This is a genomic window from Escherichia sp. MAL-1 (assembly GCF_052948035.1).
This window is the reverse complement of sequence record NZ_CM129609.1, coordinates 2,368,886-2,383,191: the sequence shown is the minus strand read 5'-3', so window position 1 is coordinate 2,383,191 and position 14,306 is coordinate 2,368,886. Positions and strand designations below refer to the sequence as shown.

Sequence of the window (14,306 nt, the reverse complement as noted above, 5' to 3'; positions counted from 1 at the left end):
ATAGGTTACAGTGTCACGTTTTTTTATCTCTTAAAGCACGCACTGCTTTTGCGGCTGGCCTCTTTTGCCGCAAAATAGTCGCCCGTGTTTCATTGCCCATTTCTGCTCATGCATCATCTACACATCTATCCGGATCTGCGCACTATGTTCCGCCGTCTGCTTATCGCAACAGTCGTCGGTATTCTCGCGGCCTTTGCCGTTGCCGGGTTTCGTCATGCGATGCTGCTACTGGAGTGGTTGTTCCTCAATAATGACTCCGGCAGTCTGGTCAATGCAGCGACAAACCTTTCCCCCTGGCGACGGTTGCTAACTCCGGCGCTCGGCGGACTGGCGGCGGGTTTGTTGCTGATGGGCTGGCAGAAATTTACCCAACAACGCCCTCATGCGCCGACCGATTACATGGAAGCGTTGCAAACCGATGGACAGTTCGATTACGCAGCAAGCCTGGTTAAATCGCTTGCCTCTCTGCTGGTAGTAACCAGCGGCAGTGCAATTGGTCGTGAAGGTGCGATGATTCTTTTAGCTGCCCTTGCCGCCTCCTGTTTTGCCCAACGTTTTACGCCACGCCAGGAGTGGAAATTATGGATCGCCTGTGGGGCCGCGGCGGGAATGGCTGCGGCCTATCGTGCCCCGCTTGCTGGCAGTTTATTTATAGCCGAAGTGCTGTTTGGCACTATGATGTTGGCCTCTCTCGGCCCGGTGATTATTTCCGCCGTCGTGGCATTGCTGGTTAGCAATCTGATTAATCATAGCGACGCGTTACTCTACAACGTACAACTCTCAGTGACGGTTCAGGCTCGTGACTATGCGCTGATTATCAGTACAGGTGTGCTGGCAGGTCTGTGCGGACCACTGTTGTTAACGTTAATGAACGCCTGTCATCGTGGATTTGTGAGTCTCAAACTTGCGCCGCCCTGGCAACTGGCACTAGGCGGGTTGATCGTGGGTCTGCTTTCCCTGTTCACACCTGCAGTGTGGGGCAACGGCTATAGCACCGTACAATCCTTTTTAACCGCCCCACCACTGTTAATGATCATTGCCGGGATCTTCCTTTGTAAACTGTGTGCCGTGCTGGCGAGTAGCGGTTCCGGCGCACCCGGTGGGGTCTTTACACCGACGCTATTTATCGGTCTTGCCATTGGCATGTTGTATGGTCGTAGCCTGGGATTATGGTTCCCTGATGGCGAAGAAATTACACTTTTACTCGGATTGACCGGGATGGCGACACTGTTGGCGGCGACCACGCACGCGCCGATTATGTCGACGTTGATGATATGTGAAATGACCGGGGAGTATCAGCTACTCCCCGGTTTATTGATTGCCTGCGTAATTGCGTCGGTAATTTCGCGGACGTTACACCGTGACTCTATCTACCGCCAGCACACTGCGCAGCATAGCTAAGCGGATGTATTGCCCCAGTTCACGCTGTTCGGCGCGCGGCAGATAAGGCAGTTCACCAATGAGCGGTGCCGGAAGTTTTTTACCCAGCACATCAATGATTTCCGCATAATGCGCCAGTCCTGGGTTGATTCGGTTAGCCACCCAGCCAATGAGCGGCAGCCCGTCGTTGGCGATCGCCTGAGCTGTTAGCAGTGCATGGTTAATGCAACCTTCCTGAATACCGACAACCATCAACACCGGCAGTTGTTCCTGCACTACCCATTCAGAGAGTGGACGCAAATCATTCATCAGACTGCGCCAGCCGCCAGTCCCTTCTACCACGACATGATCGACTTTTTCGGTCAGGTTTGCCAGGCCGTTTGAAATGAGGGTGTAATTGATTGGGCAACTGTGCGCCACGCTACTTTCTTCTTCGCTTAACGCGATAGGATTAACTGCTTCATAAGGCAGTTCGATGGTTGAAACACTCTGCAACACCAGGGCATCTTTATTACGCAGCCCTTCGGGTGTCTCTTTGCTCCCCTTCGCTACGGGTTTATATCCCGCAACCGTTTTTCCCTGGGAGGCTAACGCTTGTAGCAATGCGCGGGAAACCACCGTTTTCCCTACAGAAGTGTCTGTACCGGTAATAAAGAAACGCTTCAGCATCACTAACTCCACCGTTATGCTTCACAAATATAAACCAGGAAAATAATTAACCTTGAAAGTCTAAGTTATGCTTTCCTGGCCCAAATTGAGATAGCGCAAATTTTGGTAGAACAGTTAAAAAATGTTAACCCTGCAACAGACGAATCAACAAAGAACCGTTATACATCGCGTCTTTTACCAGTGCAGCGCCTGCCATCGTGCCCTGGTTAGAAAACTGAGTACTCTCAACGCTGATGTGCTGACTATACGCAGGAAGGGCCTGCTGACGGATGCTGTCTGAGATGACCGGGAAGAGGATATCTGCCGCTTTACTTAACGGTGAGCCAATCAGTATTTTTTGTGGGTTAAATAAATTCACCATGATGGCAAGAATGCGCCCGACATGCGCGCCCACCCCGGTAATGATGTCTTTTGCCAGTAGATCGCCGCGCAATGCCGCCTGACACAATGAGTCCACGGTTAACGGTTGTCCATGTAACATCGAGCTCATGGATTGATTAAGACGCAGCTGTGCCAGCTCAAGAATACTGTCCACGCTGGCGATGGTTTCGAGGCAGCCGTGATTCCCGCAATAACAGCGTTTCCCATACGGGTCGACCTGTGTGTGGCCTATTTCCACGAGACTACTGCTGCCTGCGTGTAGCAGATGACCATCGGTAATGACGCCCGCCCCCACGTTGTGATCGATAACCACCTGAATCACATCGCGCGCCCCGCGTGAGGCACCAAACAAGGCCTCTGCCATCGTCCATGCGCTGATATCATGCTGAATATAAACCGGAACGCCGGTATGCTGCTCCAGCGCCTCGCCGAGCGGCATCTCTTTTACATCCTCGTAGAACGGCATGCGATGTACAATACCATTTTCCGTATCAATAATTCCCGGCAAGGTTATGGCAATCGAAGTTAGACGCTCAAGTTTTTTCTGGTGGCGGATAAAAAACTGATCGATATGGGAAATAATACGATCCAGCAATGGCAAGTCATCTTTTAACGCCAGTTCCTGCGACTCTTCCACCACCAGTTTGCTGCTCAGATCGCGCAGAGCAAGGAAAATCTCCCCGCGACTAATGCGCAGAGAAAGATAGTGCCAGGCTTCAGTTTCAACCACCAGCCCCACCGCCGGACGGCCACGGTTCCCCGCTTCTTTGATTTCCAGCTCTTGCACCAGGTGTGCTTCGAGCATCTCACGGACAATTTTAGTGATACTGGCAGGAGCCAGTTGCGCCAGACGGGAAAGATCGATACGCGAGACTGGACCAAGCTGATCAATCAGGCGATAAACCGCGCCCGCGTTGGTCTGCTTTATTTGATCAATGTGCCCAGGCTGGTTTTCAGCAACCACCGCATACTCCCTATATTTTCGCGCTCCGAAATAATCTGTAGGCTATGGTGAAGCACTTCAATACGTGTCGTCAAATTTTTACTTAGGCATGTGATTAACAGCACATTTTTCGGGCTTTTTCGCTGAAATTTCCCTCACCTGAGAGCATTCAGCAGATGAATACGAAAGTTACGCGCAGCCGGACTTTGTTCATGATGTTTCGGCCAGACCAACCACATTTCAGAAACCGCATCCTCTTCAGCAATCGGCACCCAGCGCATTTCGTTGAGCTGAACACGTTTAAATGACGCAGGCAAAATTGAAACACCCAGACCGGCGGAAACCAGACCGATGATGGTCATTGCCTCGCCCACCTCCTGAGTGATGACGGGCGTCAAATGGTAACGTCGCATCAGCCCGAGAATATCGTCATACAGCCCTGTCCCGACGTGCGGATCAAAAAAGACAAAGGGTTCTTTCGCCAGTTCAGCCAGCGTTACATTCGGGTTATTTGCCAGGGGATGATCGTGCGGGATCATCGCCATAAGCGGTTCATGGACGATGACTGCGTGTTCAAGCGACTCCGGTAACGCTGTGTTACGCAGCAATCCCATATCCAGCGTTCCTTCAATGAGCGGAGCGATTTGCTCGCGAGTGTTCATTTCGCGGGTTTGTAAATGGACATCAGGATAATCACGGCGAAACAGCGATAACGTATCGGACACCGCCCGAATAAAAGGAGCCGACGAAGTAAAACCAATGCGCAACTCCCCCGCTTCACCCTGATGCAGCCTTTCAGCGCGAGCGGCAGCGTCATCCACCATAGACAGGATTTGCCGACTATCTGCAAGAAACTGTTTTCCTGCTGCCGTCAGCAATACACTGCGATTGGTTCGTGCCAGCAGTCGGGCACCAATTTGTTGCTCCAGCGCCTGAATCTGCTGACTTAGCGGCGGTTGCGAAATATTCAGGCGGGCAGCGGCGCGCCCGAAATGTAGCTCTTCCGCAACAGCAACAAAGTAACGCAGATGACGAAGTTCAATATTCATATTTAAAACATCTTATTTGAGATTATTAATATATTAGACAGAACAATTCGATTTTCCTACCCTATGTATAAGCCTGATCTACAGGCATATTTAGCAAGGATTTCAAGTGAGCCGTACTACAACTGTTGATGGCGCTCCGGCAAGCGACACTGACAAGCAAAGCATTTCTCAGCCAAATCAATTTATTAAACGCGGTACGCCGCAATTTATGCGCGTCACCCTGGCGCTGTTCTCTGCCGGACTGGCAACATTTGCACTTCTCTATTGTGTGCAGCCTATCCTTCCGGTGCTTTCGCAGGAGTTTGGCTTAACCCCCGCGAACAGTAGTATTTCACTGTCCATTTCCACGGCGATGTTGGCTATTGGTTTGCTGTTTACTGGCCCGCTATCCGATGCCATTGGTCGCAAACCAGTGATGGTCACGGCGCTACTGTTGGCCTCCATTTGTACGTTACTTTCGACAATGATGACCAGCTGGCACGGCATTTTGATTATACGCGCCTTGATTGGGCTTTCGTTAAGTGGCGTGGCAGCTGTTGGCATGACTTATCTTAGCGAGGAAATCCATCCCAGTTTCGTGGCCTTTTCAATGGGGTTGTATATCAGCGGCAACTCAATTGGCGGCATGAGCGGACGCTTAATTAGCGGTGTCTTCACGGACTTTTTCAACTGGCGAATTGCTCTGGCGGCAATCGGTTGTTTCGCGCTGGCCTCGGCGTTGATGTTCTGGAAAATCCTCCCTGAATCACGCCATTTTCGCCCGACTTCGCTGCGCCCTAAGACGTTGTTTATCAACTTTCGTCTGCACTGGCGTGACCGGGGATTACCGTTATTGTTCGCAGAAGGCTTTTTGCTGATGGGGTCGTTCGTCACGCTGTTTAATTACATCGGCTATCGGTTGATGCTCTCCCCCTGGCATGTCAGTCAGGCCGTGGTTGGCTTATTATCGCTGGCTTATTTGACCGGTACATGGAGCTCACCCAAAGCCGGAACCATGACCACCCGCTATGGGCGTGGTCCAGTGATGTTGTTTTCGACGGGGGTTATGCTGTTTGGTTTACTGATGACCTTATTCAGCTCGCTGTGGCTGATCTTTGCCGGAATGTTACTCTTCTCAGCAGGATTCTTCGCAGCCCACTCAGTAGCCAGCAGCTGGATCGGCCCCCGCGCAAAACGCGCTAAAGGCCAGGCCTCCTCGCTGTATCTGTTCAGTTACTATCTGGGGTCGAGTATTGCCGGGACGCTGGGTGGTGTTTTCTGGCATAACTATGGCTGGAACGGCGTCGGCGCATTTATTGCTCTGATGCTGGTCATTGCTCTGCTGGTCGGGACGCGTTTGCATCGTCGTCTGCACGCCTGAAAAATAAGTCCGGACTGCGGTAAATACCCGTCCGGACTTATTGCCAGCTCAAACCAACGTTAATAGCCATCCTAAAATAGACGAAGCGCCAGCCAATTCCCGCAGCGCGTCTAGCGTCATCAGGATTATAAGTACCCAAATAAACGGATTCATTTTGCTGTGTGTCATTTATTACTGATGCGCAGTTATTCTACTGCTTTGTAAGTAGTAAAATAGTTAACCCGATCAAGACTACTATTATTGGTAGCTAAATTTCCCTTAAGTCACAATACGTTATTATCAACGCTGTAATTTATTCAGCGTTTGTACATATCGTTACACGCTGAAACCAACCACTCACGGAAGTCTGCCATTCCCAGGGATATAGTTATTTCAACGGCCCCACAGTGGGGTTAAATGAAAAAACAAATTGAGGGTATGACAATGAAAAAAGTATTAGCTCTGGTTGTTGCCGCTGCTATGGGTCTGTCTTCTGCCGCCTTTGCTGCAGAGACTACGACCACACCTGCTCCGACTGCGACGACCACCAAAGCAGCGCCGGCGAAAACTACACATCATAAAAAACAGCATAAAGCAGCACCTGCCCAGAAAGCGCAGGCGGCTAAAAAGCATCATAAAAATACGAAAGCTGAACAGAAAGCCCCTGAACAAAAAGCGCAGGCAGCGAAGAAACACGCCAAGAAACACAGCCATCAGCAACCGGCAAAACCTGCTGCACAACCCGCAGCGTAAGTTTTCAACAGTAATGCTGGCGCGCCCCCTCGCGCCTGAAAATTACGGTGCTAAGCGGGTAACGTTTAGCACCGCCTTTAGCGGAGGGTAGTATGGTGGGCCGTTATCGCTTTGAGTTCATTCTGATCATCCTTATTTTATGCGCACTGATTGCCGCCCGTTTTTATCTTTCCTGATTGTAGTTATCTGATTTTACTCCCACTTTCATCCCGTCCCGTCTATAGTATTTATGAGGGTTTGCTTTTAATAATCATAATTACCCACCAGAGTGTGATATGCGTACAACCATTGCTGTAGTGTTGGGTGCAATTAGTTTGACGTCTGCTTTTGTGTTTGCAGATAAACCAGACGTTGCCAGATCGGCAAACGATGAGGTCAGCACCCTGTTTTTTGGTCATGATGATCGTGTGCCAGTGAATGACACGACCCAATCACCGTGGGATGCGGTTGGGCAACTGGAAACGGCCAGCGGCAATTTATGTACGGCGACGCTGATTGCACCCAATCTGGCATTAACGGCAGGACACTGTTTATTGACACCTCCAAAGGGTAAAGCCGATAAAGCAGTGGCGCTGCGTTTTGTGTCAAATAAAGGTCTTTGGCGCTATGAGATCCACGACATAGAAGGCCGCGTTGATCCGACACTGGGAAAGCGGTTAAAAGCAGATGGGGATGGTTGGATTGTACCTCCCGCAGCCGCGCCGTGGGACTTCGGATTGATTGTGCTACGTAATCCCCCTTCTGGCATTACGCCGTTGCCGTTATTTGAGGGAGATAAAGCCGCGCTTACCGCCGCATTAAAAGCGGCAGGTCGTAAAGTGACTCAGGCAGGCTACCCTGAAGATCATCTCGATACGTTGTACAGTCATCAAAACTGTGAAGTGACTGGCTGGGCGCAAACGTCGGTGATGTCACATCAGTGCGATACCTTGCCGGGTGACAGCGGTTCGCCTCTGATGTTGCATACCGATGACGGCTGGCAATTAATTGGGGTGCAAAGTTCGGCTCCTGCCGCGAAAGATCGCTGGCGCGCCGATAACCGGGCCATTTCTGTTACCGGTTTTCGCGACAAGCTGGATCAACTGTCGCAAAAATAATGTTCAAACGCTGCCCGACAGCGCGGGCAGCGTCTTCATCAGGCAAGTTTCACCATGATCATTCCAGCCAACAGCAAGACCAGGCCAATCCAGCCTTTACGATTTAACCGTTGACCAAACAAGATCCAACCTGCGGCTAACGTGGCGGCAATACCAAACCCGCCCCACAATGCATAAGCGACAGACAAGTCGATCCCTTTAACGGCTTGAGAAAGCGCACTAAAGGCAGCCAGCACCGCCGCCAGGGAGAGCAAGCCAAATATTTTGCGACGAAAGCCGTCAGAAAATTTCAAAAAGACGTTAGCAACGATTTCCAGCACGATTGCCAATGCCAGCCAGGCGGCGTGAACCCATTCAAACTGCGCCATGGTTCACCTCCAGTTCAGGTTTACGCGCTTTACGGGTACCTGATTTTATCAACACAATCCCGGCGACCAGGGTGGTTAACCCGGCAATTTTCATCAGCGATAAACTTTCGTCGAATAACAAAACGCTAAACAAGGTAATAAATAAAATACCGATACCTTCCCACAGCGCATAAGCTACGCCTAAGGCGATTTTTTTAACGGCGAAAGAGAGAAATATATACGACAGAGAAATCATCACCAGCATTAAAATAAAGCCGCCATTTCCCTCACTGACGCTCGCCCATTTCATTGACAGCGTACCGGTAATTTCTGTAGCAATAGCCAGACCTAATAAAATCCAATAAATATACATTGTCCTTCTCCTGCAAGAGAATTATTTTAATTTTCGCTTAATTCAGCGAAACCAAAGTAAAGTGGTCAAGCCCCGCGCATAGCGCAAGCTTTGGCAGAAGAAAGGACTAAAGCGCGTTGCGCCAGTGCTGCTCACCTACGAGCAAGATAGTGGATGAGGTACGAAGATGGGTAAATGTAGAAAATAACGTCCTGAACAAATTGTCCATAATATTACAATTATCCGCAGTGTTGCTTCTCGTCATCGCGGATGATAATTGTCCTCGGTAGTTGAACACGCCTGATTTGTATCATAGCTTAAGAATTAACTCAAAATATTTTCACTTCTTTACCTGAGCGGTTTGATTTTCGTTATGATGACGGAGCGAAAAAGACATTATTATTAGCAAAGGAAGAAAAAACGGGGACAAGCATGGCAAAGCCGATCATCACGCTCAATGGCCTAAAAATCGTCATTATGTTGGGAATGCTGGTCATTATTCTCTGTGGTATCCGTTTTGCCGCCGAGATCATCGTGCCGTTTATTCTCGCATTATTTATTGCTGTTATTCTTAACCCGCTGGTGCAACACATGGTCCGCTGGCGTGTGCCGCGTGTACTGGCGGTGTCGATTTTGATGACCATCATCGTGATGGCGATGGTGTTGCTATTAGCTTATCTGGGTTCCGCGCTCAACGAGTTGACGCGGACGTTACCGCAATATCGCAACTCTATTATGACGCCGCTGCAAGCGCTTGAACCGTTGTTGCAACGCGTAGGGATTGACGTCTCAGTTGACCAGCTGGCGCATTATATTGATCCGAACGCGGCGATGACGTTGCTCACCAACTTATTGACGCAGTTATCTAATGCCATGTCATCAATATTTTTATTGCTGCTGACGGTGCTGTTTATGCTGCTCGAAGTGCCACAATTGCCCGGAAAATTTCAGCAAATGATGGCGCGTCCGGTTGAAGGGATGGCGGCGATTCAACGTGCGATTGACAGTGTTTCTCATTATCTGGTGCTGAAAACAGCCATCAGCATCATCACCGGCCTGGTCGCCTGGGCGATGCTCGCCGCACTCGATGTTCGCTTCGCTTTTGTCTGGGGATTGCTGGCCTTTGCGCTTAATTACATCCCGAATATTGGTTCAGTCCTCGCGGCAATCCCCCCTATCGCTCAGGTACTGGTGTTTAATGGCTTCTACGAAGCGTTGCTGGTGCTGGCGGGATATCTGCTGATTAATCTGGTCTTCGGCAATATTCTGGAGCCGCGTATCATGGGGCGTGGGCTGGGGCTTTCCACATTGGTGGTATTTTTGTCGTTGATTTTTTGGGGATGGTTGTTAGGACCGGTGGGTATGCTGCTTTCCGTGCCGTTGACAATTATTGTCAAAATTGCGCTTGAACAAACAGCGGGAGGTCAAAGCATCGCCGTTCTGTTAAGCGATCTCAATAAAGAGTGACGGCCTCAGCAGAGGCCGTCAGGGTTACAGAGCTTTCAGGATTGCATCCACGCTGGCTTTGGCGTCACCAAACAGCATGTGGGTGTTTTCCTTGAAGAACAGCGGGTTTTGCACACCAGCATAGCCAGTGTTCATCGAACGTTTAAAGACAATCACGTTCTGCGCTTTCCACACTTCCAGCACAGGCATACCAGCAATCGGACTCTTCGGATCATCCTGCGCCGCCGGGTTAACCGTATCGTTAGCACCAATCACCAGTACGGTATCGGTATCAGCAAAGTCATCATTGATCTCGTCCATTTCCAGCACGATGTCATACGGTACTTTTGCTTCAGCCAGCAATACGTTCATATGTCCAGGCAAACGCCCCGCGACCGGGTGGATACCGAAACGCACATTAATACCACGAGCGCGCAATTTCTCAGTAATTTCAGCGACAGGATATTGCGCCTGCGCGACTGCCATGCCGTACCCCGGAGTAATGATCACTGAATGGGAGTTTTTCAGCAGTTCCGCTGTCTCTTCTGCGGTGATTTCGCGGTGCTCACCCACTTCCTGATCATCGCCAGTAGAAGAGCCGTCGGTGCCGAAACCACCCGCAATAACGCTGATAAAGGAACGGTTCATCGCCTTACACATAATGTAAGAAAGGATAGCCCCCGAAGAACCGACCAGCGCACCGGTCACAATCAGCAGGTCGTTGCTGAGCATAAAGCCCGCAGCCGCAGCCGCCCAGCCGGAGTACGAGTTCAGCATCGACACCACCACTGGCATATCTGCACCACCGATGGAGGCGACTAAATGCCAGCCGAATACCAGCGCAATTGCGGTCATTATCAGCAATGCCAGCACTTGCAGGCCGACGCTGTCCGTGCGAACAAATACAATCAGCAGCAGGAAGGAAACGACCAGAGCCGCCAGGTTCATTTTGTGACGGTTTGGCAGCATCAATGGTTTAGACGAAATCTTGCCACACAGTTTGCCGAACGCCACCACCGAACCCGTGAACGTTACCGCCCCGATGAAGATACCGAGGAACACTTCCGTCAGGTGAATATTGACCAGAATCGGTGCCATTCCCGCGTCATGATGCAGATAGCTGTTAAAGCCAACCAGCACTGCCGCCAGACCCACGAAGCTATGCAGGATCGCCACCAGTTCTGGCATTTCGGTCATTTCAACTTTCTTCGCCAGACGGATACCAATTGCCCCACCAATGACCATCGCCAGCAAGATCCAGCCAACATTACCCGTATCCGGTCCAAAAATGGTTGCGATTAACGCAATCGCCATCCCGGCGATACCGAAGTTGTTACCCTGGCGAGACGTTTCATGTTTCGAAAGACCGGCCAGACTGAAGATAAACAGGATCGCGGCAACAATGTATGCAGCTGTAACTAATCCTCCAGACATATGTTACCCCTTAATTTTTGCGGAACATTTTCAGCATGCGCTGAGTCACGGTGAAGCCACCGAAAATATTAATGCTGGCTATAAGCACCGCGATAAAACTAAGGAAGCTAACCCAGCCGCCCTGGCCAATCTGCAACAGTGCTCCGACAACAATAATCCCTGAAATCGCGTTGGTGACCGACATCAACGGTGTATGCAGCGCGTGCGATACATTCCACACCACGTAATAACCGACAACGCAGGCCAGCGCGAAAACGGTGAAGTGCCCAAGGAATTCTTTCGGCGCAACGCTTGCCATCCAGCCAAAAAGAATGATTGCCAGCGCCATCAACGCGTATTTACGCCACGGTGAGCAGGTACATTTTTCCTCAGTTTTCACTTCCGGTGCCGCTTTTTGTGCCGCCTGCGGCTGAGCTGATACCTGAATCGGCGGTGCCGGCCAGGTAATTTCGCCCGCACGGATCACGGTCACGCCGCGAATCACCACATCATCAAAATCAACAGTGATATTGCCGTCTTTCTCTTTGCACAACAGTTTCAGCAGATTAACGAGGTTTGTGCCGTAAAGCTGTGAGGATTGCGTCGGCAGACGGCCCGGAAGATCGGTATAACCAATCACTTTGACACCATTTTCCGTAGTGAAGATTTCACCCGGCACGGTGTATTCACAGTTGCCGCCGTTTTGGGCTGCCAGGTCGACAATCACACTGCCCGCCTTCATGGAGTCAACCATTTCACGGGTAATTAGCTTCGGCGCTGGTTTGCCTGGAATAAGCGCGGTGGTGACAATGATATCGACCTCTTTTGCCTGGGCGGCAAAGAGTTCCATTTCCGCTTTGATGAACGCGTCCGACATCACTTTGGCATAGCCATCGCCGCTGCCAGCTTCCTCTTTAAAATCCAGCTCGAGGAATTCCGCGCCCATACTTTGAACTTGTTCTTTCACTTCCGGGCGGGTGTCGAATGCACGCACAATCGCGCCGAGACTGTTTGCTGCGCCAATGGCGGCCAGACCTGCAACACCCGCACCAATCACCATCACTTTTGCCGGTGGCACTTTCCCGGCCGCAGTAATTTGCCCGGTAAAGAAGCGCCCAAATTCATGTGCCGCTTCAACAATGGCGCGATAACCGGCGATGTTCGCCATCGAGCTTAGTGCGTCCAGCGATTGTGCGCGTGAGATACGCGGCACAGAGTCCATCGCCATCACGGTCACGTTACGTTCCGCAAGTTTTTGCATTAATTCCGGATTCTGCGCAGGCCAGATAAAACTCACCAGCGTTGTCCCAGGATTCAGTAACGCAATTTCATCATCTAACGGCGCATTGACCTTCAGAATGATCTCTGACTGCCAGACGCTATTCCCTTCTACAATTTCAGCGCCCGCTTGCACAAACGCTTTATCGTCAAAACTTGCCAGTTGACCCGCGCCGCTCTCTACCGCGACGGTAAAACCCAGTTTCAGCAGCTGTTCCACTGTTTTTGGCGTTGCTGCAACACGGGTTTCATTGGTTAACCGTTCTCTTGGTATGCCAATTCGCATGATATTCCCTTCCATCGGTTTTATTGATGATGGTTTGCCTGTGTCAGGAGCCACACAAGCTGCTCATGTACGAGCTAAATGTTACTCCGTTAAAATAAATTAGTAACAAACGCCCTATAACGTACTGAAAATTATGCCTGTGATCTAGCGCCAAAAATCAGTATTTCGGCGTGAACTCGCAAAATATTAACGATTCAGCCGTGATAGTGGGATAAACACCTTAGAACGCCGGATAAAGACTGATAATTGTCTTCGACGGTCGGGTAAAACGAGACATCGCCCCGGCACGAATCACTACTTAACATTAAATTAACTTATACAATTCAGTTGCTTCAGTAGTAATGATGCTGATACGGCTGTTTTTTAAGCATAGACGGTCATTTGAGCAGGATTAAAATTGGCTTAAGGAATGTGATATGAAAAATGACGCAGACAGTTACACCGTTTAAATGCAATAATCAGCCACGTTTCTCGTTAATAACAATACCAGTACCTGGTTTGCGCAAGGCGAAGGATTATTTTTATGAAGCTTAAGAACACCCTCCTGGCGTCGGCACTGCTTTCTGCTACGGCATTCTCCGTTAACGCAGCAACAGAACTGACACCGGAGCAAGCGGCAGCGGTTAAACCTTTTGACCGTGTAGTGGTTACCGGTCGTTTTAATGCTATTGGCGAAGCGGTGAAAGCCGTTTCTCGTCGCGCAGATAAAGAAGGTGCCGCCTCTTTTTATGTTGTCGACACTTCTGATTTTGGTAACAGCGGTAACTGGCGTGTGGTCGCTGACCTCTATAAAGCCGATGCTGAAAAAGCAGAAGAAACAAGTAATCGCGTAATTAACGGTGTTGTCGAACTGCCGAAAGATCAGGCTGTTCTGATTGAACCGTTTGACACGGTCACCGTCCAGGGCTTCTATCGTAGCCAGCCAGAAGTCAATGATGCCATCACCAAAGCGGCAAAAGCGAAAGGTGCCTACTCTTTCTACATCGTTCGTCAAATCGATGCCAACCAGGGCGGCAACCAGCGTATTACTGCATTCATCTATAAAAAAGATGCTAAGAAACGTATCGTCCAGAGCCCGGATGTGATCCCGGCAGATTCCGAAGCAGGACGTGCAGCTCTGGCTGCCGGTGGCGAAGCCGCGAAGAAAGTTGAGATCCCGGGTGTTGCGACTACCGCATCACCAAGTTCTGAAGTCGGTCGCTTCTTTGAAACCCAGTCATCAAAAGGCGGGCGTTACACCGTCACGCTCCCGGATGGCACTAAAGTCGAAGAACTGAACAAAGCGACCGCAGCGATGATGGTCCCGTTCGACAGCATCAAATTCTCTGGCAACTACGGCAACATGACTGAAGTCTCCTATCAGGTTGCGAAACGTGCCGCGAAGAAAGGTGCTAAGTATTACCACATCACCCGCCAGTGGCAGGAACGTGGTAATAACCTGACCGTCAGCGCAGATCTGTATAAATAACTATTCAGTTACTCCTATAAGGCGGCTTGATGCCGCCTTTCGCATTTTTAGTCACAAATTTCCCCGCGACCATTGCATGCAGACACATCTCTTCGTAAAATCCCG

16 protein-coding genes are annotated in these 14,306 nt (G+C 50.3%); 7 read left to right on the top strand and 9 right to left on the bottom strand.

Features of this window, described 5'->3' with window-relative positions; all coding sequences use genetic code 11:
- Positions 1–108 precede the first annotated feature (108 nt).
- Positions 109–1,401 carry a voltage-gated ClC-type chloride channel ClcB gene (gene clcB, locus ACU8XX_RS11745; RefSeq protein ID WP_001315626.1) on the top strand — a complete coding sequence of 431 codons (1,293 nt, stop codon included), beginning with the start codon at positions 109–111 and terminating at the stop codon, positions 1,399–1,401.
- Here clcB and bioD read toward each other — a convergent pair.
- From bioD to ACU8XX_RS11730, 3 genes are all read right to left on the bottom strand, one after another.
- Positions 1,354–2,049 (bottom strand): dethiobiotin synthase, encoded by a 696-nt coding sequence (bioD, locus tag ACU8XX_RS11740; protein WP_000919231.1) that lies wholly within the window; start codon positions 2,047–2,049, stop codon positions 1,354–1,356. The genes clcB and bioD overlap by 48 nt on opposite strands.
- Positions 2,050–2,173: 124 nt before the next feature.
- The gene (gene mlc / locus ACU8XX_RS11735; RefSeq protein WP_000225262.1) at positions 2,174–3,394 is read right to left on the bottom strand and encodes a sugar metabolism global transcriptional regulator Mlc; all 1,221 of its coding nucleotides are present in this window, start codon (positions 3,392–3,394) and stop codon (positions 2,174–2,176) included.
- Between the two features lie 134 nt (positions 3,395–3,528).
- A complete protein-coding gene (locus ACU8XX_RS11730; protein ID WP_001019525.1) occupies positions 3,529–4,422 on the bottom strand; it encodes a LysR family transcriptional regulator in 894 nt (297 codons plus the stop codon).
- 106 nt (positions 4,423–4,528) lie between these two features.
- Here ACU8XX_RS11730 and ACU8XX_RS11725 point away from each other — a divergent pair, with 106 nt between their 5' ends.
- A complete protein-coding gene (locus ACU8XX_RS11725; protein WP_240765506.1) occupies positions 4,529–5,782 on the top strand; it encodes an MFS transporter in 1,254 nt (417 codons plus the stop codon).
- Between the two features lie 48 nt (positions 5,783–5,830).
- On the opposite strand, the gene ACU8XX_RS11720 is transcribed toward ACU8XX_RS11725, so the two are convergent.
- Entirely contained in the window at positions 5,831–5,935 is a 105-nt protein-coding gene (locus ACU8XX_RS11720) for a KPN_01571 family protein (protein WP_001351109.1), read from the bottom strand.
- A 270-nt stretch (positions 5,936–6,205) separates the two neighbouring features.
- Here ACU8XX_RS11720 and asr point away from each other — a divergent pair, with 270 nt between their 5' ends.
- The 3 genes from asr (at position 6,206) to ACU8XX_RS11705 (ending at position 7,611) form a co-directional block, all read left to right on the top strand.
- Positions 6,206–6,514 (top strand): acid resistance repetitive basic protein Asr, encoded by a 309-nt coding sequence (gene asr, locus ACU8XX_RS11715; protein ID WP_001340364.1) that lies wholly within the window; start codon positions 6,206–6,208, stop codon positions 6,512–6,514.
- Positions 6,515–6,606: 92 nt separating this feature from the next.
- Positions 6,607–6,690 carry a small membrane protein YdgU gene (locus ACU8XX_RS11710; RefSeq protein ID WP_000233090.1) on the top strand — a complete coding sequence of 28 codons (84 nt, stop codon included), beginning with the start codon at positions 6,607–6,609 and terminating at the stop codon, positions 6,688–6,690.
- Positions 6,691–6,789: 99 nt separating this feature from the next.
- Entirely contained in the window at positions 6,790–7,611 is an 822-nt protein-coding gene (locus ACU8XX_RS11705; RefSeq protein ID WP_001260865.1) for a trypsin-like serine peptidase, read from the top strand.
- A gap of 38 nt (positions 7,612–7,649) precedes the next feature.
- On the opposite strand, the gene mdtI is transcribed toward ACU8XX_RS11705, so the two are convergent.
- The 3 genes from mdtI to ACU8XX_RS11690 all read right to left on the bottom strand — a co-directional run bounded on the left by mdtI (position 7,650) and on the right by ACU8XX_RS11690 (position 8,608).
- Positions 7,650–7,979 carry a multidrug/spermidine efflux SMR transporter subunit MdtI gene (mdtI, locus tag ACU8XX_RS11700; RefSeq protein ID WP_000046661.1) on the bottom strand — a complete coding sequence of 110 codons (330 nt, stop codon included), beginning with the start codon at positions 7,977–7,979 and terminating at the stop codon, positions 7,650–7,652.
- Entirely contained in the window at positions 7,966–8,331 is a 366-nt protein-coding gene (gene mdtJ / locus ACU8XX_RS11695) for a multidrug/spermidine efflux SMR transporter subunit MdtJ (protein WP_000276149.1), read from the bottom strand. The genes mdtI and mdtJ overlap by 14 nt, the downstream gene beginning before the upstream one ends.
- 106 nt (positions 8,332–8,437) lie before the next feature.
- A complete protein-coding gene (locus ACU8XX_RS11690) occupies positions 8,438–8,608 on the bottom strand; it encodes a protein YdgV (protein ID WP_001303517.1) in 171 nt (56 codons plus the stop codon).
- Positions 8,609–8,742: 134 nt separating this feature from the next.
- On the opposite strand from ACU8XX_RS11690, the gene tqsA reads away from it, so the two are divergent.
- Positions 8,743–9,777, top strand: a complete 1,035-nt coding sequence (gene tqsA / locus ACU8XX_RS11685; protein ID WP_001118241.1) for an AI-2 transporter TqsA — start codon at positions 8,743–8,745, stop codon at positions 9,775–9,777.
- A gap of 24 nt (positions 9,778–9,801) precedes the next feature.
- Here tqsA and pntB read toward each other — a convergent pair whose 3' ends face one another.
- Together pntB and pntA are read right to left on the bottom strand one after the other, a co-directional pair.
- Positions 9,802–11,190, bottom strand: coding sequence for a Re/Si-specific NAD(P)(+) transhydrogenase subunit beta (gene pntB / locus ACU8XX_RS11680; protein WP_000014036.1), 1,389 nt, complete (start codon positions 11,188–11,190; stop codon positions 9,802–9,804).
- A gap of 10 nt (positions 11,191–11,200) precedes the next feature.
- Positions 11,201–12,733: a Re/Si-specific NAD(P)(+) transhydrogenase subunit alpha gene (gene pntA / locus ACU8XX_RS11675; protein ID WP_001300486.1), complete on the bottom strand. Its 1,533-nt coding sequence runs from the start codon at positions 12,731–12,733 to the stop codon at positions 11,201–11,203.
- A 523-nt stretch (positions 12,734–13,256) separates the two neighbouring features.
- Here pntA and ydgH point away from each other — a divergent pair.
- Positions 13,257–14,201 carry a DUF1471 family protein YdgH gene (ydgH, locus tag ACU8XX_RS11670; protein ID WP_000769322.1) on the top strand — a complete coding sequence of 315 codons (945 nt, stop codon included), beginning with the start codon at positions 13,257–13,259 and terminating at the stop codon, positions 14,199–14,201.
- The last annotated feature ends 105 nt before the right edge of the window (positions 14,202–14,306 follow it).

Excerpts from the sequence above, each read along its gene's own strand:
- clcB (WP_001315626.1), top strand. The coding sequence starts at position 109 with ATGCATCATCTACACATCTATCCGGATCTGCGCACTATGTTCCGCCGT.
- bioD (WP_000919231.1), bottom strand. The coding sequence starts at position 2,049 with ATGCTGAAGCGTTTCTTTATTACCGGTACAGACACTTCTGTAGGGAAA.
- ACU8XX_RS11730 (WP_001019525.1), bottom strand. The coding sequence starts at position 4,422 with ATGAATATTGAACTTCGTCATCTGCGTTACTTTGTTGCTGTTGCGGAA.
- ACU8XX_RS11720 (WP_001351109.1), bottom strand. The coding sequence starts at position 5,935 with ATGAATCCGTTTATTTGGGTACTTATAATCCTGATGACGCTAGACGCG.
- asr (WP_001340364.1), top strand. The coding sequence starts at position 6,206 with ATGAAAAAAGTATTAGCTCTGGTTGTTGCCGCTGCTATGGGTCTGTCT.
- ACU8XX_RS11710 (WP_000233090.1), top strand. The coding sequence starts at position 6,607 with ATGGTGGGCCGTTATCGCTTTGAGTTCATTCTGATCATCCTTATTTTA.
- ACU8XX_RS11705 (WP_001260865.1), top strand. The coding sequence starts at position 6,790 with ATGCGTACAACCATTGCTGTAGTGTTGGGTGCAATTAGTTTGACGTCT.
- mdtI (WP_000046661.1), bottom strand. The coding sequence starts at position 7,979 with ATGGCGCAGTTTGAATGGGTTCACGCCGCCTGGCTGGCATTGGCAATC.
- mdtJ (WP_000276149.1), bottom strand. The coding sequence starts at position 8,331 with ATGTATATTTATTGGATTTTATTAGGTCTGGCTATTGCTACAGAAATT.
- tqsA (WP_001118241.1), top strand. The coding sequence starts at position 8,743 with ATGGCAAAGCCGATCATCACGCTCAATGGCCTAAAAATCGTCATTATG.
- pntB (WP_000014036.1), bottom strand. The coding sequence starts at position 11,190 with ATGTCTGGAGGATTAGTTACAGCTGCATACATTGTTGCCGCGATCCTG.
- pntA (WP_001300486.1), bottom strand. The coding sequence starts at position 12,733 with ATGCGAATTGGCATACCAAGAGAACGGTTAACCAATGAAACCCGTGTT.
- ydgH (WP_000769322.1), top strand. The coding sequence starts at position 13,257 with ATGAAGCTTAAGAACACCCTCCTGGCGTCGGCACTGCTTTCTGCTACG.